The 26,151-nt window shown below is 37.7% G+C and carries 35 protein-coding genes and 6 pseudogenes; 31 read left to right on the top strand and 10 right to left on the bottom strand.

The window, feature by feature from the left end; translation table 11 throughout:
• The first annotated feature begins 1 nt into the window (after position 1).
• The 3 genes from KUH03_RS07525 (at position 2) to KUH03_RS07515 (ending at position 1,161) form a co-directional block, all read left to right on the top strand.
• Positions 2-130, top strand: a complete 129-nt coding sequence (locus KUH03_RS07525; protein ID WP_257092238.1) for a hypothetical protein — start codon at positions 2-4, stop codon at positions 128-130.
• A 144-nt stretch (positions 131-274) separates the two neighbouring features.
• Positions 275-826, top strand: a complete 552-nt coding sequence (locus tag KUH03_RS07520) for a hypothetical protein (RefSeq protein WP_257092237.1) — start codon at positions 275-277, stop codon at positions 824-826.
• Positions 823-1,161 (top strand): DUF4097 domain-containing protein, encoded by a 339-nt coding sequence (locus KUH03_RS07515; protein WP_257092236.1) that lies wholly within the window; start codon positions 823-825, stop codon positions 1,159-1,161. The genes KUH03_RS07520 and KUH03_RS07515 overlap by 4 nt, the downstream gene beginning before the upstream one ends.
• Positions 1,162-1,365: 204 nt before the next feature.
• Here KUH03_RS07515 and KUH03_RS07510 read toward each other — a convergent pair whose 3' ends face one another.
• The 6 genes and pseudogenes from KUH03_RS07510 to KUH03_RS07495 all read right to left on the bottom strand — a co-directional run bounded on the left by KUH03_RS07510 (position 1,366) and on the right by KUH03_RS07495 (position 4,876).
• Entirely contained in the window at positions 1,366-1,671 is a 306-nt protein-coding gene (locus KUH03_RS07510; RefSeq protein WP_257092235.1) for a hypothetical protein, read from the bottom strand.
• A gap of 77 nt (positions 1,672-1,748) precedes the next feature.
• Entirely contained in the window at positions 1,749-1,955 is a 207-nt protein-coding gene (locus tag KUH03_RS07505; protein WP_257092234.1) for a hypothetical protein, read from the bottom strand.
• Between the two features lie 15 nt (positions 1,956-1,970).
• Entirely contained in the window at positions 1,971-2,597 is a 627-nt protein-coding gene (locus KUH03_RS45575; RefSeq protein WP_306429513.1) for a hypothetical protein, read from the bottom strand.
• A complete protein-coding gene (locus KUH03_RS45570) occupies positions 2,579-2,761 on the bottom strand; it encodes a hypothetical protein (RefSeq protein WP_306429939.1) in 183 nt (60 codons plus the stop codon). Before KUH03_RS45570 ends, KUH03_RS45575 begins: the two co-directional genes overlap by 19 nt.
• A gap of 48 nt (positions 2,762-2,809) precedes the next feature.
• Positions 2,810-3,078 (bottom strand): annotated as a pseudogene (locus KUH03_RS45565) (nicotinate phosphoribosyltransferase); the annotation flags it as partial.
• A 208-nt stretch (positions 3,079-3,286) separates the two neighbouring features.
• Positions 3,287-4,876, bottom strand: a complete 1,590-nt coding sequence (locus KUH03_RS07495; protein WP_257092233.1) for a DUF6600 domain-containing protein — start codon at positions 4,874-4,876, stop codon at positions 3,287-3,289.
• A 255-nt stretch (positions 4,877-5,131) separates the two neighbouring features.
• Between KUH03_RS07495 and KUH03_RS07490 the strand changes: the two genes are divergently transcribed.
• The 7 genes and pseudogenes from KUH03_RS07490 to KUH03_RS07460 all read left to right on the top strand — a co-directional run bounded on the left by KUH03_RS07490 (position 5,132) and on the right by KUH03_RS07460 (position 9,218).
• Positions 5,132-5,890 carry an ABC transporter permease gene (locus tag KUH03_RS07490; protein WP_077438387.1) on the top strand — a complete coding sequence of 253 codons (759 nt, stop codon included), beginning with the start codon at positions 5,132-5,134 and terminating at the stop codon, positions 5,888-5,890.
• A gap of 6 nt (positions 5,891-5,896) precedes the next feature.
• A pseudogene (locus tag KUH03_RS07485) lies at positions 5,897-6,668 on the top strand (ABC transporter ATP-binding protein).
• 73 nt (positions 6,669-6,741) lie between these two features.
• Positions 6,742-7,065, top strand: a complete 324-nt coding sequence (locus tag KUH03_RS07480) for an MlaD family protein (protein WP_257092232.1) — start codon at positions 6,742-6,744, stop codon at positions 7,063-7,065.
• Complete coding sequence (locus KUH03_RS07475) at positions 7,044-7,625, top strand: hypothetical protein (protein ID WP_257092231.1); 582 nt, start codon at positions 7,044-7,046, stop codon at positions 7,623-7,625. The genes KUH03_RS07480 and KUH03_RS07475 overlap by 22 nt, the downstream gene beginning before the upstream one ends.
• 164 nt (positions 7,626-7,789) lie before the next feature.
• Positions 7,790-8,436: pseudogene (locus KUH03_RS48295) on the top strand (RluA family pseudouridine synthase).
• Positions 8,437-8,516: 80 nt separating this feature from the next.
• Complete coding sequence (locus tag KUH03_RS07465) at positions 8,517-8,780, top strand: hypothetical protein (RefSeq protein WP_257092230.1); 264 nt, start codon at positions 8,517-8,519, stop codon at positions 8,778-8,780.
• A gap of 6 nt (positions 8,781-8,786) precedes the next feature.
• Complete coding sequence (locus tag KUH03_RS07460) at positions 8,787-9,218, top strand: DUF983 domain-containing protein (RefSeq protein ID WP_257092229.1); 432 nt, start codon at positions 8,787-8,789, stop codon at positions 9,216-9,218.
• A gap of 50 nt (positions 9,219-9,268) precedes the next feature.
• Here the strand turns inward: KUH03_RS07460 and KUH03_RS48290 are convergent, their stop codons facing one another.
• Positions 9,269-9,559, bottom strand: a complete 291-nt coding sequence (locus KUH03_RS48290) for a DUF4286 family protein (RefSeq protein ID WP_120259911.1) — start codon at positions 9,557-9,559, stop codon at positions 9,269-9,271.
• Positions 9,560-9,697: 138 nt separating this feature from the next.
• Between KUH03_RS48290 and KUH03_RS07455 the strand changes: the two genes are divergently transcribed.
• The 13 genes and pseudogenes from KUH03_RS07455 to KUH03_RS07395 all read left to right on the top strand — a co-directional run bounded on the left by KUH03_RS07455 (position 9,698) and on the right by KUH03_RS07395 (position 18,664).
• Positions 9,698-10,204: a hypothetical protein gene (locus KUH03_RS07455; protein ID WP_257092228.1), complete on the top strand. Its 507-nt coding sequence runs from the start codon at positions 9,698-9,700 to the stop codon at positions 10,202-10,204.
• Positions 10,201-10,536 carry a hypothetical protein gene (locus KUH03_RS07450; RefSeq protein ID WP_257092227.1) on the top strand — a complete coding sequence of 112 codons (336 nt, stop codon included), beginning with the start codon at positions 10,201-10,203 and terminating at the stop codon, positions 10,534-10,536. Before KUH03_RS07455 ends, KUH03_RS07450 begins: the two co-directional genes overlap by 4 nt.
• 5 nt (positions 10,537-10,541) lie before the next feature.
• Positions 10,542-10,754: a hypothetical protein gene (locus tag KUH03_RS07445; protein ID WP_257092226.1), complete on the top strand. Its 213-nt coding sequence runs from the start codon at positions 10,542-10,544 to the stop codon at positions 10,752-10,754.
• A 140-nt stretch (positions 10,755-10,894) separates the two neighbouring features.
• A pseudogene (locus KUH03_RS48285) lies at positions 10,895-11,579 on the top strand (alpha/beta hydrolase family protein).
• Positions 11,580-11,799: 220 nt separating this feature from the next.
• Positions 11,800-13,248: a sensor histidine kinase KdpD gene (locus KUH03_RS07430; RefSeq protein WP_257092224.1), complete on the top strand. Its 1,449-nt coding sequence runs from the start codon at positions 11,800-11,802 to the stop codon at positions 13,246-13,248.
• Positions 13,249-13,263: 15 nt separating this feature from the next.
• Positions 13,264-13,959: pseudogene (locus tag KUH03_RS07425) on the top strand (response regulator transcription factor).
• Between the two features lie 143 nt (positions 13,960-14,102).
• Positions 14,103-14,575: pseudogene (gene greA / locus KUH03_RS07420) on the top strand (transcription elongation factor GreA).
• A gap of 283 nt (positions 14,576-14,858) precedes the next feature.
• The gene (locus KUH03_RS07415; RefSeq protein ID WP_108635710.1) at positions 14,859-15,275 is read left to right on the top strand and encodes an HIT family protein; all 417 of its coding nucleotides are present in this window, start codon (positions 14,859-14,861) and stop codon (positions 15,273-15,275) included.
• 319 nt (positions 15,276-15,594) lie between these two features.
• A complete protein-coding gene (locus KUH03_RS07410; protein ID WP_306429510.1) occupies positions 15,595-16,062 on the top strand; it encodes a DedA family protein in 468 nt (155 codons plus the stop codon).
• An 8-nt stretch (positions 16,063-16,070) separates the two neighbouring features.
• The gene (locus tag KUH03_RS07405; RefSeq protein ID WP_120259915.1) at positions 16,071-16,613 is read left to right on the top strand and encodes an inorganic diphosphatase; all 543 of its coding nucleotides are present in this window, start codon (positions 16,071-16,073) and stop codon (positions 16,611-16,613) included.
• A gap of 30 nt (positions 16,614-16,643) precedes the next feature.
• Complete coding sequence (locus tag KUH03_RS48280; RefSeq protein WP_373564661.1) at positions 16,644-16,856, top strand: CNNM domain-containing protein; 213 nt, start codon at positions 16,644-16,646, stop codon at positions 16,854-16,856.
• The gene (locus KUH03_RS07400) at positions 16,856-17,932 is read left to right on the top strand and encodes a hemolysin family protein (protein ID WP_373564660.1); all 1,077 of its coding nucleotides are present in this window, start codon (positions 16,856-16,858) and stop codon (positions 17,930-17,932) included. Before KUH03_RS48280 ends, KUH03_RS07400 begins: the two co-directional genes overlap by 1 nt.
• An 18-nt stretch (positions 17,933-17,950) precedes the next feature.
• Complete coding sequence (locus KUH03_RS07395; protein WP_257092223.1) at positions 17,951-18,664, top strand: 16S rRNA (uracil(1498)-N(3))-methyltransferase; 714 nt, start codon at positions 17,951-17,953, stop codon at positions 18,662-18,664.
• Between the two features lie 79 nt (positions 18,665-18,743).
• Here the strand turns inward: KUH03_RS07395 and KUH03_RS07390 are convergent, their stop codons facing one another.
• The 3 genes from KUH03_RS07390 to KUH03_RS07380 all read right to left on the bottom strand — a co-directional run bounded on the left by KUH03_RS07390 (position 18,744) and on the right by KUH03_RS07380 (position 21,421).
• A complete protein-coding gene (locus KUH03_RS07390; protein WP_257092222.1) occupies positions 18,744-19,121 on the bottom strand; it encodes a hypothetical protein in 378 nt (125 codons plus the stop codon).
• Between the two features lie 217 nt (positions 19,122-19,338).
• A complete protein-coding gene (locus tag KUH03_RS07385; RefSeq protein WP_257092221.1) occupies positions 19,339-20,679 on the bottom strand; it encodes an FtsX-like permease family protein in 1,341 nt (446 codons plus the stop codon).
• A gap of 100 nt (positions 20,680-20,779) precedes the next feature.
• A complete protein-coding gene (locus tag KUH03_RS07380; RefSeq protein WP_257092220.1) occupies positions 20,780-21,421 on the bottom strand; it encodes an ABC transporter ATP-binding protein in 642 nt (213 codons plus the stop codon).
• A gap of 405 nt (positions 21,422-21,826) precedes the next feature.
• Between KUH03_RS07380 and KUH03_RS07375 the strand changes: the two genes are divergently transcribed.
• The 8 genes from KUH03_RS07375 to KUH03_RS07340 all read left to right on the top strand — a co-directional run bounded on the left by KUH03_RS07375 (position 21,827) and on the right by KUH03_RS07340 (position 26,134).
• Complete coding sequence (locus KUH03_RS07375) at positions 21,827-21,970, top strand: hypothetical protein (RefSeq protein ID WP_257092219.1); 144 nt, start codon at positions 21,827-21,829, stop codon at positions 21,968-21,970.
• Positions 21,967-22,215, top strand: a complete 249-nt coding sequence (locus KUH03_RS07370; protein ID WP_257092218.1) for a carboxypeptidase-like regulatory domain-containing protein — start codon at positions 21,967-21,969, stop codon at positions 22,213-22,215. Before KUH03_RS07375 ends, KUH03_RS07370 begins: the two co-directional genes overlap by 4 nt.
• 5 nt (positions 22,216-22,220) lie before the next feature.
• The gene (locus tag KUH03_RS07365) at positions 22,221-22,871 is read left to right on the top strand and encodes a TonB-dependent receptor plug domain-containing protein (RefSeq protein WP_257092217.1); all 651 of its coding nucleotides are present in this window, start codon (positions 22,221-22,223) and stop codon (positions 22,869-22,871) included.
• 146 nt (positions 22,872-23,017) lie between these two features.
• The gene (locus KUH03_RS07360) at positions 23,018-24,418 is read left to right on the top strand and encodes a TonB-dependent receptor domain-containing protein (protein WP_257092216.1); all 1,401 of its coding nucleotides are present in this window, start codon (positions 23,018-23,020) and stop codon (positions 24,416-24,418) included.
• Complete coding sequence (locus KUH03_RS07355; protein ID WP_257092215.1) at positions 24,388-24,696, top strand: hypothetical protein; 309 nt, start codon at positions 24,388-24,390, stop codon at positions 24,694-24,696. Before KUH03_RS07360 ends, KUH03_RS07355 begins: the two co-directional genes overlap by 31 nt.
• A gap of 36 nt (positions 24,697-24,732) precedes the next feature.
• Positions 24,733-25,044 (top strand): hypothetical protein, encoded by a 312-nt coding sequence (locus tag KUH03_RS07350; protein ID WP_257092214.1) that lies wholly within the window; start codon positions 24,733-24,735, stop codon positions 25,042-25,044.
• A gap of 89 nt (positions 25,045-25,133) precedes the next feature.
• The gene (locus tag KUH03_RS07345) at positions 25,134-25,706 is read left to right on the top strand and encodes a hypothetical protein (RefSeq protein WP_257092213.1); all 573 of its coding nucleotides are present in this window, start codon (positions 25,134-25,136) and stop codon (positions 25,704-25,706) included.
• A complete protein-coding gene (locus tag KUH03_RS07340) occupies positions 25,601-26,134 on the top strand; it encodes a hypothetical protein (protein WP_257092212.1) in 534 nt (177 codons plus the stop codon). The genes KUH03_RS07345 and KUH03_RS07340 overlap by 106 nt, the downstream gene beginning before the upstream one ends.
• Positions 26,135-26,151: the final 17 nt, after the last annotated feature.

Here is a 26,151-nt window from a genome sequence, read left to right as displayed (position 1 = left end):
GATGATTGCACAAAGAGATGAACCGGAAATAAAAAATAGTACAAAGGATAAGCTGAACGCGATTGTAGAGGATCCCTTTACATTGAAATTTGTGAAAGAACAAGCTTATGCCGTACTGTTGCATCAATAGAACAAACAATATATACGATGAAGCTGTAGAGACGTGCTAAGCTAAAGGAATAAACCTCCAGGCTTCATCACTTTAATAAAAAAATGGGGCTTGTGAGCTCATGAATACCATTGAAAAATGGACTAGACAGTAATAATTATGAAGATGAAAAAGATAAGAATAATGATTATGGGAATGGCACTGCTCTTTGCTAATGCGTTGCAGGCCCAAATAACAGAGAATGCAGAACGTGCCGTTCCGCCAAAGGCACCTAGACCTCCTAAGACAATGCGAATGCCATATGGTGACAGTGGGAAGAGAGTTTGGAAAGAAATTAAAGTCCCCAATGTTGGTGAGAAGCTATTGCTGAAATTTGACAATGTTTCTATTGAAGGCTATAATGGAAAAGATGTCGTGATTACAGCGAAGGTGGAGGTGCAGGAAGAGAACGACCGGGCTAAAGGCTTACGTGTGGTCAATGGTTCTGGCTTGTCCGATAATTCGGGAATGGGAATGAACATTCAAAATATTGCTGGTGTTACGGAAATCAGTATGGTTGGAATGCCATTGGAAGATTCTGTGCATGTTCGGGTTCCTTTTGATCTATCGATTAGTGTAAAAGGTGGTCGTGGAGGGTTCTTTAATGACGGTGGTATTGAAATAAAAGATATTAAAGCCGAGGTTGAGATCTCTAGTACAATGGGGATGTTAAGGTGATCAATGTCACTGGGCCGCTCAATGTGAAAGTCGCCCAAGGAGATATTGTTGCTAAGTTTGTGCAGCCAGTCAAAGGACCTATTTCACTCATCGCAGCAATGGGTGCGGTAGACGTAGCCTTCCCGGTAAAATTCGGGGCTAATGTAGATATGAAGACCTCAATGGGTAATATTTATGCCGCGGATGAGTTTCAATTTGAAAAGCCTGTTGAGGAACCTAAAAGTACTTACAATATGTCAAATACTGTGAAAGGGAAAATGAATGGTGGCGGACAGGATGTGATCTTGAAGACTTCTATGGGGATATTTATATTAGAACTCAAAAATAGCATGTGAAGTCCTGAAATAGGTAGGTTATTTTTGATTCACAAAAACCTTAAATACTTAATTGGTATTTAAGGTTTTTTTCTAAATAGAGCCTTGAAATAGTTAGATTATTTTTTTGTTCCATACGAACTAGATATTGATCATGTTCATCTTCATATAGAATCTGAACAACCCAGCCTAATTCATGGGCTATTTTGATCAGTTTATCCTGATCTAGATAAAGCCATTTGAAGGATTTCCCTTTTGTCCTTTATATTCGTATTGATATTGGATCTCCCAAAATAATGGTTGGGTTTTTGATGTTATAATCCTCGTAGAGATAACCGATATCGGATGAATCAAAAATAAGCTGCCCCTATCAGTCAGGAGCTCTTTACTATGCTGCAACAGCTTTTTAAAACCATCAATGTCGCCAGCGATACCCACACCATTCATAAGAAACAAAAGCGTATCGTACTTTTGTCCACTGAATTCATAGAAATCTTGGCATATGATATGTTGCACACCACGCTGTTGCATGATATGACAAGCTGTTTGCGATATTTCCAGCGCATCGACCTCAAATTCCTTTTCTTGTAGATATAAGCTGTGACTGCCTACGCCGGCCCCACATCTAATACCCGGCCGTCACAGAGCGATAATCCGATGAATTCCAGTTCTGGAAAATCGTCAGCATCCCTAAAGAAAACTTCTACTGGCATTTCGTCTTGGTCGCCATAGCTTGTATGGAGTATTAAAGGGAATTTTTCTTCTTGATGGATAAAGTAATCATCCAGGGCCTCACCATATACGTCTCTATACATTGTCATTATCAATCATTAATACTTTTTTGCGATATAGATAGAATCTTCATCACCCGTGTGCTTCATAGGTTCATCGGATAGTTTGATGACTGGGGTCCATTGATCATCTTCGGGAAGAGCATCGGTCATTTTAATGACAATATTCATAGGTCTAAGTCCTACATCGTTTGTAAAGTTGGTCCCCACACCAAATGAGTGTAATATTTTGCCCTCGCAGTAACTTGCTATTCTTTCGACTTTGTCGTAATCTAGGCCATCGGAAAATATAATTGTCTTGGACAATGGATCAATACCATTTTTCTTGTAGTGTGCAATAACCTTGTCTGTAAACTCCAGCGGGTCACCACTGTCGTGACGTACTCCGTCAAATAATTTGGTAAGCTTTTTATCGAATTGCTGAAAGAAAACTTCCGTTGTATAGGTATCAGACAGGGCAATTCCAAGATCACCGCGATAAACATCTGACCAGTGCTCCAATCCTAAGAGGTTGGCCATTTTGTAGCCATATTTTGCCGCATGAAACATAAACCATTCGTGTGCGTGGGTGCCGATCGGTTTGGTTTCATATTTCATAGCCAGGTGAACATTACTGGTTCCGATAAAGGTTTTTTCGCCGTATTGTTTTAATGTACGGACAACCAAGTCGTGGACTTCATAGGAATGTCTTCTACGGGTGCCAAAATCGGCAATCGTGATATGTAGTTTTTATATTTTTCGATTTTATCTTTGGCCGTTGCAATAACCTCTTCATCTGATGCGCGAACCAAATCCTGAGATTCATAGAAAAGCTCACAGATCAGTGACATGAGCGGTACCTCCCAAAGAATCGTTCGATACCAATACCCTTCGATAACAACTTCGAGATCGGGACCATCCTGCGTGATTTTTATTTCATCAGGATCATACCGATAACCTTGTAGAAAATCAAAATAGGTTGGATCAATGTAGGGACAAGTCCGCGCAAAAAGGCTTTCTCGGCTTTGGTAAGCCGCAGGTCTGCCATTTCATTTACCGCTTCCTTTAAAAGAATGTCAAATCCTTCTGGAAACTTATGATGTCCCCGATTGATAAAGTGGTAGCGTGCTTTTGCCTTTGGAAATAGCTTGACTACCGCATTTTGCATCGTGAATTTGTAAAAGTCGTTATCTAATATAGAGGTGAATGAAGCCATCTTTATTAATCTGATTTTTGTTTGAAGCTGTAAATTTACTAATTAACATGAAAATGTGCGGATTGTTCATCATAAATAAAACAAGAGTCCATACGAGTTGATGCAAAAAAATGGGTCAGTGATGTGCTGACCCATTTTTTTACTTTATAAATTTGATCTGTTATCGTGTTCTTGAACTACCTCCTGAACGAGTTGATCCTTCAGATGATCTGGTTCTTGGAGCTGAAGAACTTCCTGAATTTGAGGAATTCGATCTTTCAACTGTAGGAGCTGAGGACCGTGTTCTGGTATTCTCATAACTTCTATTTTGCGCCGGCTGGCTGGGTTGCGCTGCAGGTTGACTGGAGCGCGATCTGCTGTTGCCAGTGTCATAACTTCTATTTTGCACCGGTTGACTAGGTTGTGATACAGGTTGACTAGCACGTGTTCTAGTATTACCAACATCATAATTTCCATTTCGTTGCGGCATTGTAGTTGGCTGCCCACTACGGGACGAACCTGCGTCACTTGTATTGCTAGTGCCTGTTCTTACTCGTGTATTATAGTCCGAATTTCGGCTATTGACAACGCCGCCGTTGTCAACAGCATTTCCTTGTCTGGTTCTACTGGTAGAAGTAGGGTTATTCGTATTTGATGGATTCGACTCTCTGCCGGATCGGGTTCTAAAATCGTAATTGTCTGAAGTAGCTGTTGTACCTACATTATTTCTGTTGTTCGAACTATTGTCTCTTGTACGTCCATTCGTATTACTGGAGCTACGTGTAGATCCGCTATTATTATTCGCATCATTGCGTGATCTTACCGAAGCATTACCGCTATTGTCAATATACAGCTCACGATTTCCAGATCTGGTATTGATATTATCCCGGTTGGAAATGACACGATTGTTGCGGTCCGAAATTTCACTATTATTGCTACGTGTTCGAGTTGATGCGTCCACAACATTGGTTGGACGTGCAGATGAACGTGTGTTGCGGTCTACACTTGGACGATACATATTGATTTCGCTTGATCTTGTACGGCTATTACTACTACGCACCGATCCTGGCCGATCTACATTGTTAATACGGTTTACGTTGACAGTTCTGCCTGTATAACGCTCGATGTCAGATTTACGCGGGCCGCCCACATAATAGTTATTATTGATGATCGTTGTATTGTTGATCACCGTGGTTCTATTATAAATGCTGTTATAATTTCGACGGTTCACATAATATCTATCCATGTTGCGGTTCATAAAATGATTGACCGAAACAAAGGTCCAGAAGTTCATTGGGATATTGACCGAGACATTGATATTCATGCCCGGACCTAATGGAGCCCAACCATAATAATCATTGCTTTGGCGCCAGTTTACCCACGCCGGTCCCCATTCGTAATCTGGAACCCATCCCCAACCATAACGATCGTTGTAGTTCCATCGGCCATAGTGGAAAGGAGCCCAGCCCCAATCGTAATTGGAGACCCATGTATTACCATAATCTGTCATGGACCAATAACCATTGGTTGCATAAGGCTGGAAGTCTGGCCCGGCATCAGGAATCCACACATATCCATAATTTGGATCATTCACCCATTGTCCGTATGGTGAAAGTTCATCATAGAACGTCTGAAATGAAATACCAGAATTGTTGTAGTTATTATAACCTGTATATCCTCCTCTTTGAGCCATCGTAGTTGTGCAACTTGTAAAGGAAGCAACACCGATCAATCCCAGTACCCAATATTTTATGTTTCCTAAATTTTTCATCTTCGTAATATTTTAAGTAAGACAAAACTCTATGCTATTGTCTTTGTTATTATGACAGCATAACGTATTAAATGGTTTAATTGGTACACTATAAATCTGATTTTTTTATATAAAAGTCAAATTGATGATCTTTTTACATAAACGACAATTTTAGATACATATTTTTTATTTACCTTTACCGCTCGAATTGTTACGTGTTTGTTGAGCATATGAGGTGTTTTATGACACATTAATTTGACATAGACATATTTTTAAATGGCTAAAAAACTTCAGACTTTTTTTCTAGAATTCGCAAACATTCATCGTTTCTTATTACGGTTTTGGCGCGAATTAGTAACTCCACCATATGAATTCAAAGAAATTATACGCCAATGCTATGAAATAGGCTATAAATCTTTGCCTTTGATCAGCTTAACCGGATTTATCGTTGGTTTTGTTTTTACGAAACAATCGCGTCCTTCGTTGGAAGAATTTGGTGCAACCTCCATGTTGCCATCGCTGATTTCAATTGCGATTGTTCGTGCCTTAGCGCCCTTGGTAACTGCTTTGATTGCATCGGGTAAAGTGGGGTCGCAGATTGGGGCTGAATTAAGTTCGATGAATGTGACTGAGCAGATAGATGCAATGGAGGTGTCAGGTACTAATCCTTATAAATATTTGATTGTAAGTAGAATTTTAGCTACAACTATTGGTATTCCTGTGTTATGTTTTTATGTGGCGGGTATTGGCCTTTTAGGTGGTTATCTGAGTATGATGAGTAAAGATGACTTGAGTTTTTTGAGCTTTTTTACGCAGGTATTTGAAACAATTGCCTTCAAGGATTTAGGCGCTATGGTATTACGTGCTGTAATATTTGGCTTTACTATTGGGGCTGTAAGTTGCTATTGTGGTTATTTTTCCTCTAAAGGTACAGAAGGAGTAGGTAAGGCAGCCAATGCGGCTGTGGTTGCTTCGATGTTTCTTGTCTTTATTGAGGAGATCATTATTGTTCAGATTTTGTCGTTCTTTGGATAGTGGTATATGGAAAAGGCTAAAGTAAATATAGATCATTCTCAGTCAGTCATTGAAATCAGAAATGTGAGTAAATCTTTTGGGGATAACCATGTACTGAAGGAGGTTAACCTAGATTTATATAAAGAGGAAAATCTAGTTGTGTTAGGACGTTCGGGTACAGGTAAATCAGTTTTGATCAAGTTGATTTCTGGATTATTAAAACCTGATGAAGGAACAATTGATGTATTGGTGAATCTGTCACGTCATTAAATGACCGTGAGTTGCGTGAGTTACGATTAAAAATTGGTTTTTCTTTCCAGAATAGTGCACTCTATGATAGTATGACGGTTCGTGAGAATTTGGAGTTTCCATTGGTGAGAAATAAACGAAATCTCACACGATCTGAGATTAATCATGCTGTGGAGGAAGTGTTGGATGGTGTAGGTTTATCTCAGGCCATCAACCAAATGCCATCTGAATTGTCTGGAGGTCAACGTAAGCGGATTGGTATTGCGCGTACCTTGATTCTTCGGCCGGAGATCATGATGTATGATGAGCCTACAGCAGGTCTCGATCCGATCACTTGTTTGGATATCAATGGATTGATCAATGAGGTTCAGGAGCGGTATAAGACATCATCAATTATTATTACACATGATTTGGCCTGCGCGAAGGAAGTAGGTGATCGTATTGTAATGCTATTGGATGGTAAGTTTGAAAGACAGGGGTCTTTTGAAGAAATTTTGATACAGATGACGCACGTGTTAAAGCGTTTTATAATTATAATTTTATTCTATAATATACATGAGTAAGGCAGAAAATAAAAGAGCAATCATTGTTGGTGTTTTTGTTTTTTAGGCGTATTGATTCTTTTGGCCGGGATTTTTATTTTAGGCAGTCAACAAAAGAAATTTACAAGAAACATCGAGATCGCGACTTCATTTCCTGATGTTGCGGGATTGAAAGTAGGAAGTAATGTTTGGTTTTCTGGGGTTAAGGTGGGGATCATTAAAAATATCCACTTTAAAAGTGTACAGGATGTCGAAGTTGTTTTAACTATTGAAGAGAAATCTGCGGAATATATTCGCAAAGATGCTGTCACAAAATTGGGCTCCGATGGATTGATTGGTAATAAAATTGTTGTTATCACTGGGGGTCTCAAAATGCACCTACTGTGGAAACTGGTGATTTTTTAAGATCAGCGAAAACTGCAGACATGGAGGCCATGATGGAAACATTGCAAGTAAATAACGAAAACTTGGCTAAGATTACGACTGACTTTGTCGAGATATCACGTGGTTTGGCTGATGGTAAAGGCATGGTTGGTGCAATGTTGACCGATACTGCTATGGTGAATACGTTACGTGCGAGTTTACTGTCCATCAGCGCTGCAATGAATAATGCCAATAAAGCATCTGCAAATTTGGTTACATTAACAAATTCGCTGAACAGCAATAAAGGGTTGATCCACGATCTGACTACCGATACTGCTATCTTTTCAAATTTGCGTCAGTCTGCAGCGCAGTTGCAGGGTGTGTCGCAGACTGCAAATGCATTAATCAATAACTTGAATAATGCCTCTAGTCGATTGAACGATAAAGACAATGCGGTCGGTGTCTTATTGAATGATCCTGCTTCAGCAAATCAAATCAAGTCAGCCATTAATAATCTGAATTCTAGTACTGAAAAGTTGGATGAGAATATGGAAGCTTTGCAACATAATTTCTTGTTACGAGGATTCTTTAAGAAAAAATGAAAGAGAACGCTAAAAAGCAGAAGCGCTTAAGGCAGATAGTGTGCAATAAGTTTTAGTAAGAAGATATGAAAAGGCTTTACGCTTGCGTAGGGCCTTTTTCGGTATTTCAATCCGATTATTTTAGATAATAACAGAGGTTCGCGTAACCTTTTAGTATAGAAGAAATGAATAAATCTGAAATTACAGATAAAGAGGTGATCTTTGAAGATAATCATCTGATAGCGATTAATAAAAAAGCGGGCGATATTGTGCAGGTTGACGAAACTGGGGATGTTTCATTGGAGGATATGGTGAAGATCTATCTGAAAAAGAAATATGACAAGCCCAATGATGCTTATGTTGGTGTCATTCATCGTTTGGATAGGCCTGTCAGCGGCATGATTCTTTTCGCGAAGACAAGTAAAGCCCTCGAACGTATGAATAAGTTCTTTCAAGACCGGATGGTGAAAAAACTTATTTTGCAATCGTGCGGCAACGCCCACGTAATGCTGAAGGTAAATTGATCAACTGGTTGATTCGAAATAGACAGACAAGAGTAACGAAAGCATTTCCGCGTGAAGTGAAAGGTGGTACCTACGCTGAATTGGACTATGCAATAGTGGGTGAATTAAATGGATTCTACCTCTTGCGGGTTGAACCCCTAACAGGTCGTACACATCAGATACGAGCACAGTTGGCAGCAATGGGTTGTCCTATTGTTGGCGATAACAAATACGGGTATCCAAGAGGAAGTTCAATGGGAAGTATCTGTTTGCACTCACGGTCGTTAGCGTTTACACATCCCATTAAAAAGAAAAGATGGAATTGGTAGCCTCATTGCCGCAAGATGGTTTTTGGGACAAATTTGAAGTATTGGTGGGCTAATCGCTAAATTTTCAGTAACTTTGGACTATGAAATGGTTTAAATATCTACTCGTAATATTTACCCTAAGCTGCTCGACAGTATCTATTTCTCAAGCACAATGTGCGATGTGTACATTGACTGCTGAGAATTCTACCAAAGATGGTAATATGCAAGGACGAGGGTTGAATGATGGAATCTTATTTTTATTGGTGATTCCCTATTTGGCAGCAGCAGGACTGGGGTATCTGTGGTATAAGAAATACCGTAAAAAGAATTCTCCAACCAAGAAATTTATTAACGAGATAAAGTAGACTCTGATGCCGACATCCAAATTTCACGCAATGATACATTCCAAATGTCCTAGATGTCATGTTGGAAAAGTATTTGAAGGAAAGGTCTATAGCCTGCGGAAGCAGCAGATGAATGACGTTTGCCCGCATTGCGGTGTTAAATATGAAGTTGAGCCGGGCTATTTTTATGCGGCGATGTATGTCAGTTATGCTCTTTCTGTTGCTGAGATTGTATCTGTATCTGTTGCTATTGCGATTTTGACCGGAAGTGAGTCTCCTTGGCTCTATTTGGTTGGCTTGGCGGTTACTATTTTCGTTTTTGCTCCCTTTAATTTTAGGTACGCGAGATTGATCCTATTACATTTCTTAACGCCTAAAATAAGTTATGATCCACGTTATGAATTAGCTTTGGAAATTGGTGAAAAGGATCAGGAATCCAAGAAAAATAAGATGAATTAAGAATTTTAGTTTGTATACATACTTAAAAAAATAAAGAGCGCTAGAGCTCTTTATTTTTTTAAGTATTTCATTGTACTGTCGAAAAGGAAAACTTTGTCCTTGTACAGCTCTGAAATAAATTGTTGCAATGGTATCAAATGTACCTGTTGGAAGTCTGCAATATGTTCTTCAGAAGGTAAAACTACTTGGATGCAATAAGTCATTCCTTCATGGGGCGACTGGAGCATTTCGAGGAAATGCACTTGGAATTTTTGGGATTGCACGATATTATCCTGAATCCAAGAAACGATGTCATTGTGGATCGTTTCTTCTGCTATAACAGAGACATTGTATAAAAACATAAACAAAAATACGGTTTTATACGCTATTTTTGAATATTACGTTTAATTACTATATCTTGTAAAAATAAGGTTGCATTGACTGCAATTTGGTATTTAATTACAATATTTGAGTTAATTGATAAGGACGCATTTGGGATTATGAGGTTGCAATTTTGGACTGTTTTATTTTTTTGTGCATTGACTATGTTGGGATGCCAACAACATAAGGTTGATCCTATACCCATCAATCAATTCTTTTCCACACCTGAAAAATCAAATTTTAAGATTTCCCCTAATGGTCGGTTTATTGCCTATATCGGCATGGACAATCATTGCAAAAATATCTATTTGATTGATTTGAAGCATCAGGATAGCTCCAAGCAATTAACCTATCAGAATGATATCAATGTAAAATCTTTTGCCTGGAATAACGATTCTAAGATTTCTTTTTTGACAGAACAATCTTCCCAAGACAGTTTGCGTTTGTATGCTGTGGATATTAACACTGAAAAAATCTGGGCATTAATTAAGCCAGTTCGTGCGCGGTTTAGATGGATTCATTCGACGGTGTCTGGTGGAGAGGGTTTTGTTGCGGGGATTAATGATCGTGATTCCTCTTTTTTGATCTATATCGTATTTATTTGGATGGTCGACCACGTGAATTGATCTTACAAAATCCGGGCAATATGAGCTCCTGGATTGCTTCCAATGATGGACAGATACGTTTGGCTATTGCAAACGATTCCGTACAACAATCTGTTCTTTTCCGTCCTTCTGAGAAAGAACCTTTCAAGGAGATCATACGTTGTGATGTAGAAAGTAGTTTCACTCCGCTGGGATATAAAGACAGTTCAAATAGTATTATCTATGCACTATCGAATATAAACCGTGATAAATTGGCCTTGGTGAGCTATGATCTGGTCAATGAAAGGGAACTGGGCGAGCTTTTTAGCCATAAAGAGGTTGACATGAGTCCAGGAGGTTATTTTCCGAGCTAAATCGCTTGTTGTTTGTAAATTATACAACCTCAAGGCAAAGCAGACATTTTTTCGATGAGCAGACAAAGCGGAAATATGATGAATTGTCTAAGCAGATTGATGGTTTTGAATTCCAAGTTCTTAATACCGATGCTTCAGGCGAAAAAGTGATTATTAAAACCTATACAGATGTTAATCCTGGTGGAATTTATTTTTATGATTTTACCACAAAAAATTGACCAAATTAACCGATAATAATTCTGATCTTAAAGACAAGGAGTTGTCTCCAAATGAGTTTATTACTTATAAAGCGAGAGATGGGGTAGAGATATCCGGATACTTAACCTATCCAGTTCATTCCAATCGAAAAGATCTTCCAATGGTGGTATTGCCACATGATGGACCAAATGGGCGTGAGGTGTGGGGCTTTGATAATGAGGCACAGTTTTTGGCAAACAGAGGATATTTGGTTTTTCAGATGAACTATAGAGGCTCGACAGGGTTCGGAAAAAGTTTTGGACAGCAGGTTTTAAAGAATGGGGCGGAAAAATTCAAGATGACATTACTGATGGAGTGAAGTGGCTGATCAAAGAGGGGATAGCGGATAAGAATCGTGTCGCTATTGTCGGAAAGGGATTTGGGGATACTCTGCGCTTCATGCTGCTTGTTTCAATTCGGATCTTTATAAATGCGCGGTTTCTTATTCGGGATATACAAACCTATTCACCTATTTTAGGGACATTCCACCTTATTTTAAATCTTATGTACAGAAGATGTATCAGATCGTTGGTAACCCTATCAGGGAGGCAGAGCTGTTTAAAAATATATCGCCTGTTTTTCATTCTGATAAAGTAAGGATCCCTGTGCTGTTGGTTCAAGGTGGAAAAGATCGGTTTAGTTCTGTGACGGATGCCAATCAATTTGTTCAAAAATTAAAGAACAATAATGTTCCTGTGCAGTATTTTCTAAAGGAAGATGAAGATAGGACCTTTAAAAAAGATGAGAATGTATTTGGCTATTATAATGAGCTGGAGCGGTTTTTGGCAAAATATCTAGCAGACTAGAGGCAGCATATGAAAGCAGAAAAATACAGCTATCGAAAAAATTACGGATTATTGTTGATGTTTTTATCGTCATCAGTGGCCTTTATATTTTTGCGCTTTTTCTATCTAGAAATTATACTGAATCGCATATAAAAATGAATTTACGAATAGAAAATCTGAAATTTTTGATCAGACTCTGATTCCTTTTAACGACTTTTTTTTTCAAAATAGAATCCCCGAGGTGTCTTTTTACCAAGGTTTTCTGGATTCTGTACAAGCGGAAAAATATGCATATAGTATTTTAAGTTCTTATCCTTTTGTACGTGAAATAGGTTTTTTTGATCTGCAATTCAATAATGATCATAATTTGAACTATGGTTTTATCGTTAATAACCTGCGGATTCAGCCCAAAACCATCACCTTTTTTACGGTGTCCCGATCGGGATTGAATAAAAATACAATTCTCGACCGTGCTCAAATGGGGCTGCATTCTGAGGAAATTAATAATATTGGGGTTAAACTTGCTACTTATATTGATAAGCTTCAGGCAAATGCGAAGCTTTCTGATAAGGATATTTTAAAGGTATTTTATACGATCAGGCCGGGGCAGATTACGTATTTAAATATACCCAGGGTTAATGATCTGATTGTTTATAAATCCATTATGGAAGGGAATCTAGATCATACTGTCGGCTATGAACAGGATATGTTCAACTTTCAGATTGACCCAATGTATTTGGAGGTGAAAAATAGTTATGCAAATCTTTACGAAAAGGTAGCGATTGTGCCATTGGTCGGCGCGCCAATTACACCTGAGGACGATGAAATTTCAACAGAAATGCCATTGCCCGGAGCTTTGGCTGATTATAAATTGCTTTTCAGATCGAGTAAAAGTTTTCTTTCGGCAGAAATAAATCGTAGTTTTTGGCCTGTACTAGGTGGCATTTCATTGATTTACATTATTTTAATAGCAATTCTATATTTAATTTATAGAAATTTAGAAATTAACGGAAGACTTTTTAAATTGCAATATGATTTTATTAACAATTTGACCCACGAGTTTAAAACACCTGTTAGTGTAATAAAAATTGCCGGGAATAATATTAAGAGTACACAAATACTTTCCGATGAGGAAAGAAAAATGTATGGTAATATATTGGACCAGGAGGCTGATCGGCTCAATAATCTAATGAATAAATTATTGTCTTTTAGCCAGATTGAAAATAAAACCATTAAATTAAACAAAGAAGAGGTCGATCTGGAGGAATTTACCGAAAATCTGGTTGCTTCTTCAAGAATAAAATATGCTGACTTTAAAATTAGCACAAAAATTGATGTAAGAACATCGATGCTGGCAGATCCAGTGTTATTAAGTAGCGTGTTTCAAAACATGATAGATAATGCCTATAAGTATTCGAAAGCGGGGCATAAAATCTTGGATATTACGATACAACAAAATAAGAAGAATTTTGTTATCACTTTTAAGGACGAAGGGATTGGGATAGAGAAGGCGGAGTTTAACAATATCTTCAAAAAGTTTTATAGAATAAAAAGTCAATATAATCAGCAAGGAAGTATTGGTTTAGGTTTGGCTTTCTGTAAGGAAATCACTGAGTTTATAGGTGGGGACATTACAGTCAAAAGTCAATTGGGGCAAGGCACTACCTTTACGTTGGTATTTCCGGTTTAAAAAATAAATTTAAATATGAATAAAGACATCACTGTTGCTGTTATTGAAGATGATGAGAACTTACGTTTCTTGGTAAAACATCGATTAGAATCTGAAGGCTATCAAGTCATCCAAAGCGGAAATGGGAATGAAGCAGAAAGTTTAATCTTGGAAAAGAGGCCCGATGTGGTCCTGTTAGATTGGATGCTCCTGGAAAAGAAGGTAACGAGATCTGCGAAGATGTCCGTAAAGCAGGATTTGAGAATATCATTATTATGATGACTGCTAAATCCCAGGATGTGGACAAGATTGAGGCTTATAGCTTTGGTGTGACGGACTATATTAGTAAGCCGTTCAATATGGACGTGTTGATTGCTATGATAGATAATAAGGTGAAGTTTTTTCTTCCTAAAAATAGTCCAGAGATCTACAAGTTTGGGCAGACAGAGCACCACAAATATCCATTCATTAATCCGTGATGGTAAAAAGGTTGAACTAACTATTCTGGAAAACAGAATTTTATTGCATTTTCTTCAAAATTTGGGTCGGGAGATTACACGTGAGGAATTGATGGAAGTGGTATGGGGCTATAGTTCAAATGTAAATACACGTACGTTGGATATGCACGTTGTGCGCCTGCGGAAAAAGATCGAAACAAACCCTGATAAGCCGCATTATCTGCAAACGGTGAGAGGGTTGGGTTATAAATTTGTTGACGAAGAGGAGATTTGATTATATTTGATAGATAAGAATTTGTTTTGTTGAAAACAATTATTATCTTCGTATAGATTGAAAGCGAGACCATGTTTCCCGACGAGGGTAATATGGTCTTGTTTCTTTTTTAAAATGTAGAAAATAAGAAAAAAGATAAAATTATGGCAGAAGTAACTTATTTTACGGAAGAAGGATTGCGTAAGCTGAAAGAGGAACTAGCTTATCTGAAGACGGAAGGAAGATCTAAAATTGCCAATGCAATTGCAGAGGCTAGGGACAAAGGTGATTTGTCTGAAAATGCGGAGTATGATGCTGCTAAAGAAGCGCAGGGGCTTCATGAAGCTAAAATTGCCAATTTGGAAAACACATTGGCTACAGCTCGCTTGATTGATGAATCCAAATTGGATACATCGAAAGTATTGGCTTTGTCAATTGTTAAGATCAAAAATAAAAAAATGGAGCTGTGATGACTTATCAATTGGTTGCTGAGTCTGAAGCAGATCTTAAATTAGGTAAGATCTCTGTTAAGTCACCAATAGCGCAAGGGTTATTGGGTAAATCGAAAGGTGATACTGCAGAGATTGAAGTGCCTGCAGGTAAGATCGAATTTGAAATTGTAGAAATTTCAAGATAATATATGTCGGTTATGTGCGGTACGCCATAACCGCACATCCACAAATTAACTTTATATTAAGAAGGTCGGGTTCTAGCAATCGCGACCTTTTTGTTTATATTTGTTGTGAACATCATAAGTATGTTACGTATGGTCGTTTTTATAAAATGTATTTAGATAGGAAATATTAGACATTAGACTTTCCTTATGCAAGCCGATGGCTGGTACAACCCGAAGTCTCAATACCCAATACTAATATCTCAATACGTTATTACAAAAAGAATTTATTCCAATATAGAATAATATGTCAACAATTTTTTCAAAAATCGTTGCTGGAGAGATTCCAGCTTACAAAGTTGCAGAAAGTAATGATTTTCTAGCCTTCTTGGATATCAGTCCTTTGGCAAAAGGTCATGTACTGGTCATCCCGAAGAAAGAAACAGATTACATTTTTGATATCGAAGATGATGAATACATGGCGCTTTGGGTATTTGCGAAAATTGTTGCACAAGGGATAAAAAAGGTAATTCCATGTGTTAAGGTTGGTGTGGCTGTCGTAGGATTGGAGGTTGCGCATGCACATATCCATCTTGTTCCGATCAATAAAATAAGTGACCTAAATTTTGCTGGGCCTAAGTTAAGTCTAGGTGAAGACGAGCTTCATCAGATTGCTGAGACTATCCGTGAGTCCATTATTAGCATAACTGCACAAAATCAATAACAAGATTATATTACACTTGATTTACTTTCGTTTTTTAGAAGAATACTATATTTGTACTTTGTTGTTTTAAAATTGTACAGGGATAAAAGTAGGTTTGGATTCTAAAATGAAGAAAACAACATTGATTTTTACTGAAAGTTATGCATGAACTTTTGTTGTCATTTCAACAACTAATGAATCCCGAAGAACTTTTAAGTTCGGGAGGGTTTTATTTAGTTATTTTAATCGTATTTGCCGAAACAGGTCTGTTTTTTGGTTTTTTCTACCCGGCGATTATTTATTATTTTTAGCGGGATTGTTTTGTCTCAATAAGATTGACGTGAGTATTTACACGCTTTGTTTGGGCTTGTTGGGGGCAGGAATATTGGGTAATTTTACAGGTTATTGGTTCGGTTATCGAGCCGGTCCCATGTTATTTAAGCGAAAGGATAGCATCATCTTTAAGCGGAAATATGTGGTGATGGCGGAAGAATTTTACCATAAATATGGAGGAACAGCATTAATTATAGGTAGATTTGTCCCAATAGTTCGTACTTTTGCTCCTATCTTTGCGGGTGTTGTAAAATTAGATTTCAAAAAATTCGTTTTATATAACGTCAGTGGAGCTTTAATATGGGTCTTGATATTGACTCTTTCCGGTTATTTCTTGGGGATGGAGTTCCCATGGATTATCCATTATGTTGAATATGTTGTCGTTGGGATGATCGTGGTCGCATTTTTGCCTATTGCAATTACTTTGCTTAAAAAGCGAATAAAAGACAAAAGAAACAAACAAAATATACAGTAAAATAAAAAATGAGTAAACAAAACCCTTGGCACATGGTTTCTCCAGGTGAGAATGTGCCAAATGCCGTAAACGCTATCATTGAGATTACAAACGGATCCAAAGGAAAGTACGAATTAGACAAAGAAACAGGTTTGTTGCTTTTGGACAGAGTAATGAGTTCATCTGTTGTCTATCCCGCCAATTATGGTTTTATTCCACAGACTTATTGCGATGACAAAGATCCTTTGGATATTTTGGTGATTTGCTCGGTTGATATCTTACCTTTAACATTGGTGGAAGCGCAAGTTATTGGTGTAATGAATATGGTTGATGGTGGCGAGCAAGATGATAAAATCATTGCTGTTGCCAAAAATGATCCTGTATTCAATTACATTAAAGACATTGAACAATTGCCGCCACACACAATGAAGGAAATTGTACAATTCTTTGAAAGCTACAAAGCTTTAGAAAAGAAACACGTTATCGTTGAAGGGGTGAAAGGACGTGAAGAAGCACAAAGAATCTTGATAGAAGCTATTGAGTTGTACAAAACAGAATTTGTTAACAAATAACCCCAGCATGGCGCTCGATATTTTTGGACATTGTTTTTAGTATTGGCCAACGGTTTTTTCGTTGCAGCTGAGTTTGCTATTGTCAAAGTCCGAGTCTCCCAAATTGAAGTTCAGGCGAAAACAGGTAGCAAAGTTGCTACAATTGCCAAAAGTATAACGGAGCATTTGGATGGTTATTTGGCCGCTACACAATTGGGTATTACACTTTCTTCTCTGGCTTTAGGTTGGGTAGGGAAGCTGTAATGACCCAGATTGTGCAGGGCGCATTGGGTTTCTTTGGTGTTGAATTGACCGGTAGCATAGCAACGAAAGCCGGACATGTGTTAGCCTTTGCGATCATTACCGTATTGCATATTGTTTTTGGTGAGTTAGCTCCCAAGTCAATTGCAATTCAAAAACCCGTTGCGACAACAATGAAGATTGCGGTCCCACTGCAATTTTTCTATTTTATCTTTAGACCCTTTATTTGGATCCTGAACGGTTTTGCTAATTTTCTGCTTAAAATTTTAGGATTTGAAGTAACAAAAGGTGAATCTGCCCATTCTTCTGAGGAATTACAATACCTTTTAGATAAAGGAAAAGAATCCGGAGCATTGGATATTTCTGAGCATGAGTTGATCAAAAACGTCTTTGATTTTAACGAACGTATCGTAAAGAATATTATGGTACCGAGGACTAAGATTGTCGCTGTTGAGGTGACCGCAGATGCATCTGAATTGATTGAGACGATGACCGAGGAGGGCTATTCACGTATTCCGATCTACGAGGATAATATCGATCAGATTGTTGGTATTGTGCATACCAAGGATATCCTTCCGCTTTTGGCTAAAGGCAAAGAAGTGGTGATGAAAAATATCATGCGGAAACCATACTTTATTCCTGAAACCAAAAAAATCAATGATTTGATGGCTGAGTTTCAGCAACGACGCCTTCAATTGGCTATTGTGCTCGATGAATTTGGAGGTACAGCAGGGATGGCTACCTTGGAGGATATTGTGGAGGAGTTGGTAGGTGAGATCCAAGATGAGTATGATGAGGAAACACCTGTTGTCGAACGTATCTCTGAAACAGAGTATATGGTAGATGCGGGAGCTAGCATTCATGATGTGAATGAGTTTCTTCCGATCGAATTACCAGCAAGCCAGGATTACGATACCATGGCTGGATTGGTCAGTGAAATCTTTGATAAAATTCCTGAAGTAGGTGAGCGGAAGCAAGAATATGGTTATGTATTTACAATTATCCGCAAAGCCCAACAGAATATTGAATTTGTCAAACTGGAATTGGTCGAGTCTGCTGACGATGATGTAGCGGAATAAGGCCACAATGAACAGTACATGCAGTTATTTTTTACACCGGAATTAAATCCTTCTTTAGAAAACTTTATCCTCTCTGAGGAAGAAAGCAAACATGCTATTCGTGTGCTTCGCATGAATACGGGAGATCGCTTATATTTAATAGACGGTCGGGGCGGGCTGTACGAAGCTGAGATTATAGATCCACATCCGAAACGTACTGTACTTCGCATTTTAAGTATCAAGGAGAACTACCAACAGCCAAACTATCATTTGCATATTGCTGTTGGGCCGACCAAGAATATCGATCGTATTGAGTGGTTTTTGGAGAAAGCTACCGAGGTGGGGATTCAAGAGATTACACCTATTATCTGTGAACATTCAGAACGCAAGGAAGTAAAGTTGGACCGCTTGAATAAAGTCATTGTATCAGCCATGAAGCAATCTTTAAAAGCGTATTTACCTCAATTGAATCCCGCTGTATCGTTTAAACAGTTTATAAAGGATATTCCGAAGGACGGTACCCAAAAAGCGATTGCGCACTGTGTTGATTCCGATAAGAAATATCTAAACCAAATAGTTGAAGCAGGACAGCATTATATTATTTTGATCGGCCCAGAAGGTGATTTTTCAGCAGAGGAAATTGATTTGGCTTTAGCGGCGGGCTTTCAACCGATATCCCTTGGGGATGCACGTTTACGTACGGAGACAGCAGCTTTGGCAGCTTGTCTTGAGACCTCACTAATCAATAGATAAATCTGTACGATAAAAGATCAATGTGAACCTAATCTATTTCGATAGACAAGATTCAGCATTGATGATATGCTGTTTCTATTTATTTTGCAAGCTCAGCATCTATGATCTGGATTTCGGAGTTTCCTTTAAGAGGATCCTTTGTAAAAACCATCTTTCCTTTTAGTTTGATAGGATCTTCAGAGAATTTAATTGCCCCACCCTTTAAGGTTACTTCTACCATGGGCGGGATTCCGTTGGAACCACAAAACTGACACTGCATAACAGGTAGGACAGACATCATAAAGTTCTTGTGATTACGTCCACTATGTAGTGGTACCATATAGCCCGGTAATTCGACCACTTTGTTTTCAAGCGCTTTGAGCTCTTTTGGATAAAAAGGAGTATAGACCTTTTTAGCGCCGTTATAGGTTACTTTGTAAGCCATTTTATCAATAGCATCCCATGTTTTGTTCATCATGGGGTGTGATCGGGTACATCGGGATTATTACCAATCTGTGCCTGTGCTTGTATAAAGAAGCATATAAATGCGAATGCTGTAATAATTTGTTTCATCTGTTTTAGTATTGAGTATATCGTATTGAGCATTGAGATGTTGGTGACGCAAATTTAAGATTTACCTCGTATATGATATTCGTACGCTTTTACCCCAATTATCCATTTATTCTATTTTTAACCTATTTGTTCGACAAAGTTCCTGATATACTTGTCTTATAAGCCTTGATTGCTGGAATTAAAGCGGCTAGAATGCCAATGAGACAAGCTACTAACAAAAATACCAATTCTTTTGGATGTAACTTAAAAGCTTCGATAAAATCTGCACTCTGGCTTGTTTGGTTGCTGATATAATATAATGCCAAATGTGCCAATAGCAAACCTATCAGTCCACCGACAATTGTTATGGTCAAACCCTCGAGCAGGACAATGTTGAATAATTTGCCCTTAGAGGCACCGAGTGTACGCATAATAGCAAGATCATATTTACGTTGTTTCAGTGCATTATAGAGATTGATAAACACGCTCAGCCCCGCAATGAACATAATGACATAGGCAAGGATGGCTAATGAGTCTATTCCTACACCTAGGAGTGAAAACAGACGTGTACTTTCCATTGCTGGAGAAGCAGCCTGCATATCTGTTTGTTGATCGATCATTTTGGGCAGTATACCAATAGCGGCAGGTGACTGATATTTTACTAAGATAGCCGTTATTTCCAGTCCGTTTTGTTTAACCATATCGGCTCCAATAGATTTGACAAATACACCTTCCTCTTCATGATCATGGTCGTGATCTGCGTGATCGTGATGCTTTTTTTCTTCGGTTGTCGTCTGAACTGAAGAATTTTCCGGGAGGTCTTCGCCGTGGTGATGTTGGTGTGCTTTGACAGTCTCTTGCCCATCTTCTTCGCGTTCACGTTGTTCTTTCTGTGCCGGAGTTTCCTGGTCGTTGTGTGCATGTGCAATACCATGCACATCCCAAACGCTTTCAAGGTTGGTCAATATGAGGTTGTCCGTTACGTTGTTATTTTGCTTTAGAATACCGACGATCGTAAAAGGGTGTTCGTCATGGCTATGACCATCTTTGCTCAGTCCATGTGAGCTGTTGATTTGGTCGCCTAGTTTAAAGTGGTGTTTTTTTGCGACCTGCTCACCAATAACAACTTCAAAGTTTTTTTGCCAAATGCGCCCTTCGTTTATTTTAGTATCGTAAATCGTCAGAAAGGAAGAATCTGTCCCCACAATACGGTGTCCTTTAAAATTATCGCCCAGGGATAGCGGAACCGCCAATTGGACAAGAGGATTCTGGCGTAATGGTTCGAGTTCATCTAAGGGGATATTTCCTGTTGGATTGTCGATATGATATACGCTGGATAAGATCAATTGAAGTGGACTACCTTTGGCTCCGATGACAAGGTCAATGTTCTTACTGTTGTTGTCGAGTTGCTTTTCAAATGTTTCACCTGTGATGGAGAGCACTGCCAGTATGGAAATTCCAAAAGCTGTCAGTAAGATACTCAAAAACAGAACCAAACTGTCTACTTAAATTTTTCCAAACCAACTGTATCGTGTTCATAGCAAATGTTGAATAAAAAGGGTGAGAGATATGGGCTGTAAGCAATTATTTTAAGAGATACATTTTTGAAAACTGATCCTTGATCCGTTTATCGTGTGTTGTGATCAACAACGTTGAGCCAGCGGTATCTGCAATGCCCAAAAGAAGTTCTAGTACACGATTTGTATTATTATCATCTAAAGCTGCTGTGGGTTCATCCGCAATGAGTAGGGCCGGTTTATTAATGACACTACGTGCAATCGCGGCACGTTGCAATTGACCACGGCTCAGTTCATTTGGATAGGCCGCGGTTTTGTGGTCCAACTGCAATTGTTTCAATACCTGATGAATCTCATCTACATCGACTTTTTTACCAGCCAGCGACTGTGCCAATTTGATGTTTTCTAGCAAAGTTAAATTTTTGAGAAGGTGAGCTTCTTGGAAGATAAACCCAATATATTGCGATCTGAACTTGTCTAGTTTGCTATTTGATAATAGCGAAAGATCCTGATCATTAATTTTGACAAGGCCCGTATCAGGTCGGGATAGACCGCCTAACATATTCAGCAAGGTCGTTTTCCCTGTACCTGAATCTCCTAATAGTAGTGTATGTTGTCCTTTCTCGATATGTATGTCAGGAAATTCGATGCTTTTTGCATTGGTATATCGGAATGTTAGCTGCTCAGTAGATACGATCGGATTGCTCATATGCTCAAAAATTGAAAATATATTCAAACTTAGAGAAATTGCTTTGCATATGCAATATTATTGCAATAATAAGATCATTCTTGCTTCTAAACAATAATATGAACGAACATCTATTCTTATCGAATTACAATGATATGTTTAAGTAAATGTACTAAAACCTAAAACTAACCTTTATATGTTAATAACTTTTCGACTTAATAATTTTATTACACTTCATTAATATCATCTCATCGAAATAATGGAATAATCGCTCAAATCCTGCTTCAGGTGGGTTTTTGTCCAAAATCTTAATTTAAAATTTCCAAAGTAACATTAAATTAACAAGTGGTTTACGTAATGGTAATTCGTTGTTAATGTTAATATAATATTCTGCCAATAGCTTTGCAGAAACAAAAACAAAATAAATTGGAACCACAATTACAACTTAAAAGAATCGCTGCTGCCATTACGTTCGTCGTAGCTGCGTCAACAACAGTTTATGCACAAGGGAGTGGGAAGGTTGCAGGTAAAGTTACAAATGTCAAAACAGGAGAGACCATCGCGGGGTGACGGTAAAGGTTCTTGGCACAGCACGTGTAGGAAGTTCGGATGTAACAGGTAATTATAATATTCCTGCAGTACCAGCAGGAAAGTACACATTAGAATTTAGCTATTTAGGTTTCGCAACTAAGCAAATCACCGATGTAGAGATTAAAGATAAGGATGTAACGAATTTAGATGTGGTTCTTGACAATTCCGAGGGAAAAGTATTGGATCAGGTAGTGATTACAGGTACATTTAAAAAGAATCAATAGGTGCATTGTATGCACAACAGAAGAATAGTATTTCAATTTCAGATGGTATTTCAGCTGAAGTAATTAAGAAAACACCAGATAAAAATACGGGTGAAGTATTAAAGCGTGTTAGTGGTGCAAGTGTTCAAGATAATAAATTTATTATTATCCGTGGACTAAGTGATCGTTATAATTCAGCATTGCTAAATAATAGTCCGTTGCCAAGCACGGAATCAGATCGTAAAGCATTTTCATTTGATATTATTCCTTCTTCACTGATCGATAACATTGTTATTAGTAAAACGGCAAGCGCTGATTTACCAGGAGATTTAACAGGAGGCGCTATAAATGTAAAAACAAAAGACTTTCCTGACAGAAAATCTTTTGAGGTATCTGTTGGTCTTGGGTATAATTCTTTGAGTACTTTTAAAGATTTTTATGGAAATAAGAGAACAGTTGGGAATTATTTTGCGACGTTGAATCCTGATAATAAACTACCAAACAATTTTCCAGGGTCTTTTCAAGAATATTCCAATCTGAATCTTAGTGATAAAGTAAATTATAGTAAACAATTTAAAAATACTTGGGTAACTGAAAAACTCGAAAAGTACTACCGGCTCAAAATGCACAGGTTACATTTGGTAATTCCTATCTACTTAGAAATGAAGGTAAATTAGGTGTTATCGGATCCTTATCCTACCGTAATTCTGAAACAATTTCACCAGAAGTAAGAAATGACTTTAATACTCTTGATCAAGGTAAAGATCTTAAAATTTTTAGTTATAATGATACATACTATCGCTTCAATTCAAATATCGGTGCATTGGGTAACATATCATATATCAAAAATGATCTTAAGCTATCCTTTAAAAATATCTTTAATCAAGGTTTAGAGCAATCCTATACTCAACGAGAAGGATGGTTTGATGATGGAACGAAAGAGATGAGGAAAGTAACCTTACTGGAAACGGTTCAAAAAAGAATGTTTAATTCTGTTTTCGATGGAGAGTATTTACTTAATAACGATAAACAATCCAAACTTTCTTGGAATCTTTCTTATAGTAACGTAAATGTGGATCAACCAGATTTGCGAAGAACAATTTATTCGAAAAAAGAGGGGAGCGATCCTAATAGTCCATACGCTGCTAGTGTAGGTACAATACCTTCTCCATCAGGAGCTGGTCGGTTTTATAGCTCATTAAATGAAAATATTTATGGTGGGGCTGTAAACTGGTCTATATCGACAAAATTTTTAGGTCAAGAACAAACTTTTAAAACAGGAATTTTAAAACAAAATAAGAAACGCACTGTCGATGCTAGAGTTTTGGCATATAGGGATTTAAGCGAAAGTACAACAGATCAGCAGAATTTATTAGCTATGCCATTGGATAAGATTTTTGCTCCAGAAAATATTTCCAATAAAACCCTGATATTAGAGGATATTACAAACCCAGATAATTATTATGAAGGTACAGGTGATCTAAATGCAGCCTTTGCAATGCTTTCGGGGAAAGTTACAGAAAAATTGAAAGCTAGTTTAGGTGTTCGTTATGAAAATTACAAGGAGAAATTGCTTACTGGAGCATTAAATTCTAGTGAGGAAAACAATGTAAACAATACCTACAATGATTTCTTGCCATCACTTAACTTGACATATGAACTAAATTCAAAAACCAATTTGAGATTTAGTTTCTCTAATACCTTAGCGAGAGCACAATTTCGTGAATTAGCATCTTTTTCTTTTTATGACTTTGTGACTGGTATTACAAAAAAAGGAAATCCAGATGTTAAAAGAACAAGAATTTCAAATTTTGATTTGCGCTATGAGTTTTACCCCAGCCTCGGAAAACTGATCTCAGTTTCGGCATTTTATAAAGATTTGAAAGATCCGATTGAATCAAATATTATTTCAGGATCTTCTCCAGCAAGTAAGTTAATGTCCTTCACGAATGCTCCGAAAGCATATATATTAGGAGGAGAAATTGAAATCCGTCATGATTTTGGATTTATTGATCCAGATGTAGAGTTTTTCAAAAATTTGGTTTTTAGTACAAATGCAGCGATTATGAAATCAGAGGTGAATTTTGAAGGTTCTCAATCGACTATGGAAAATAAAAGATCACTATATGGACAATCTCCTTTCTTATTGAACTTGGGTCTTCAATATTCATCTGATCGCCTTTTGACGCGAATTTGTTCTTTAATCGTATCGGTCGTAGAATAGATATAGTAGGATTTGGACGCTATGAGAATGGAAATTTTATAAGCGAATATCCTGATATCTTTGAAGCCCCGAGAAGTGTTTTGGATTTCCAGCTTTCCAAAAAAATTTGCTGCAAAAAAGCTGAGCTAAAATTAAATGTTGGAAATCTATTGGATAGTAAATCTATTTTCTATCAAGATGTAGACAAAAGTGGAAAGTATAATGAAGCGGGAGATCGTTTAATAAATTCTATTCAATATGGTAGAAATGTATCTCTTTCATTTGGTTATAGATTTTAAAGATTAAATAAATATTAGTTAACATTAAGGTTACACTTGGCGCGTAGCTTTGAAAAAAAACAAATTATGAAATTAAACATGAGTTCAAAATGGTTTGCATTAGCTTTAGTAGCGACCTCAATGAGTATTGCCAGCTGCAGTAAGTCGGATCCAAACCCAGTTGACCCTAATCCTAATCCAGGAAATGGAGATGTTGAGGTAATTGAAGGAAAAATTACGAGTAACAAAGTTTTAAGTGCTTCAAAAACATATTTGCTAAAAGGATATGTACAAGTAATGGATGGTGCGACCTTAGAAATACCTGCAGGTACTATCATAAAGGAGAGAAAGCGACAAAAGCCGCTCTGATTGTTGAAAAAGGTGGTAAACTAAAAGCAAATGGTACTGCTGATAAGCCAATTGTATTTACTTCGGACCAAACAGCGGGAAATAGAAACGTGGGAGATTGGTCAGGTATTATTATATGTGGTAAATCAACAGTGAATTCTGCTGATGGAACTTCTCAATATGAGAGTGGTGTATTAGGTGCAAATGTTGCAACTTATGGCGGAGGAACAAATCCAGTGTTAAATGATAATTCAGGAGAATTGACTTACGCACGGATTGAATTTGCTGGAAATGCAATTCAGACGGATAAGGAAATTAATGGATTGACCTTATGTGCTGTAGGCTCTGAGACTAAGATCCATCACATTCAAGTGTCTTATGGTGGGGATGATGCTTTCGAATTTTTCGGCGGTACAGTAAATGCTACGCACCTTATTGCGTACAGAAGTACAGATGATGATTTTGATTTTGATCAAGGTTACTCAGGTAAAATCCAGTATGGAATTTCTATTAAAGATCCTATTATCTCAGATGGAGCGGAACTTCACGCGGTATTGAATTGGAAAATAAGGCTGCTGTGGCAAATAATATGTATTCGAAACCCGTATTGTCAAATTTCACTTTTATTGGTCCTGGAACCGAAGGAAATGAAAAACACGGTGCCTCGGTACACTTTGGATTAAATAGTCGTATGGTATTGGCTAATTCAATAATTGTTGGAGCAAAAACAAATGCGATAGAATTTAATTCTGATTTTCCAGCGGCGGAACTAAAAGCAGGTCGATCTATCTTATCTAACAATATGGTATTTGGAACGGCTGCAAATTATTCCTTGAAAGATGTTACGTCTTTTGGATCGGTAGCCGATTTGACGGGTTATTTAAATGGATTTGGTGATTTCACTGTTGCAAATGTAGCCGCAGCGGGTCTTACCAGTACAAGCATTTCAGCGCCAAACCTTCTATTGAAGTCTGATTCACCAGCATTAGGAAAAGCTAAGTATGAAGGTGATTTAGCTTCTTTTACCAAAGAAACTTTTATTGGTGCAATGGGTACAACAGACTGGACAAAAGGATGGGCTAGTTGGGATCCTAAAAACAATAAATACTAGAATAATTATAGTTTAGT

Source organism: Sphingobacterium sp. E70 (assembly GCF_019285695.1).
Lineage (GTDB): Bacteria > Bacteroidota > Bacteroidia > Sphingobacteriales > Sphingobacteriaceae > Sphingobacterium > Sphingobacterium detergens.
The sequence above is the reverse complement of the archived record's forward strand: the minus strand, read 5'-3'. Positions and strand labels throughout refer to the sequence as shown.

What these genes read in the sequence shown, in the direction of transcription:
- KUH03_RS07490 (WP_077438387.1), top strand. Translation starts at nt 5,132, where the DNA reads ATGGCTAAAAAACTTCAGACTTTTTTTCTAGAATTCGCAAACATTCAT.
- KUH03_RS45570 (WP_306429939.1), bottom strand. Translation starts at nt 2,761, where the DNA reads ATGTCACTGATCTGTGAGCTTTTCTATGAATCTCAGGATTTGGTTCGC.
- KUH03_RS07520 (WP_257092237.1), top strand. Translation starts at nt 275, where the DNA reads ATGAAAAAGATAAGAATAATGATTATGGGAATGGCACTGCTCTTTGCT.
- KUH03_RS07525 (WP_257092238.1), top strand. Translation starts at nt 2, where the DNA reads ATGATTGCACAAAGAGATGAACCGGAAATAAAAAATAGTACAAAGGAT.
- KUH03_RS07405 (WP_120259915.1), top strand. Translation starts at nt 16,071, where the DNA reads ATGAGTAAACAAAACCCTTGGCACATGGTTTCTCCAGGTGAGAATGTG.
- KUH03_RS07390 (WP_257092222.1), bottom strand. Translation starts at nt 19,121, where the DNA reads ATGATGAACAAAACATGGGATGCTATTGATAAAATGGCTTACAAAGTA.
- KUH03_RS48290 (WP_120259911.1), bottom strand. Translation starts at nt 9,559, where the DNA reads ATGTTTTTATACAATGTCTCTGTTATAGCAGAAGAAACGATCCACAAT.
- KUH03_RS07455 (WP_257092228.1), top strand. Translation starts at nt 9,698, where the DNA reads ATGAGGTTGCAATTTTGGACTGTTTTATTTTTTTGTGCATTGACTATG.
- KUH03_RS07395 (WP_257092223.1), top strand. Translation starts at nt 17,951, where the DNA reads ATGCAGTTATTTTTTACACCGGAATTAAATCCTTCTTTAGAAAACTTT.
- KUH03_RS07495 (WP_257092233.1), bottom strand. Translation starts at nt 4,876, where the DNA reads ATGAAAAATTTAGGAAACATAAAATATTGGGTACTGGGATTGATCGGT.
- KUH03_RS07510 (WP_257092235.1), bottom strand. Translation starts at nt 1,671, where the DNA reads ATGCAACAGCGTGGTGTGCAACATATCATATGCCAAGATTTCTATGAA.
- KUH03_RS07505 (WP_257092234.1), bottom strand. Translation starts at nt 1,955, where the DNA reads ATGTATAGAGACGTATATGGTGAGGCCCTGGATGATTACTTTATCCAT.
- KUH03_RS07460 (WP_257092229.1), top strand. Translation starts at nt 8,787, where the DNA reads ATGCCGACATCCAAATTTCACGCAATGATACATTCCAAATGTCCTAGA.
- KUH03_RS07415 (WP_108635710.1), top strand. Translation starts at nt 14,859, where the DNA reads ATGTCAACAATTTTTTCAAAAATCGTTGCTGGAGAGATTCCAGCTTAC.
- KUH03_RS07400 (WP_373564660.1), top strand. Translation starts at nt 16,856, where the DNA reads ATGACCCAGATTGTGCAGGGCGCATTGGGTTTCTTTGGTGTTGAATTG.
- KUH03_RS07465 (WP_257092230.1), top strand. Translation starts at nt 8,517, where the DNA reads ATGAAATGGTTTAAATATCTACTCGTAATATTTACCCTAAGCTGCTCG.
- KUH03_RS07380 (WP_257092220.1), bottom strand. Translation starts at nt 21,421, where the DNA reads ATGAGCAATCCGATCGTATCTACTGAGCAGCTAACATTCCGATATACC.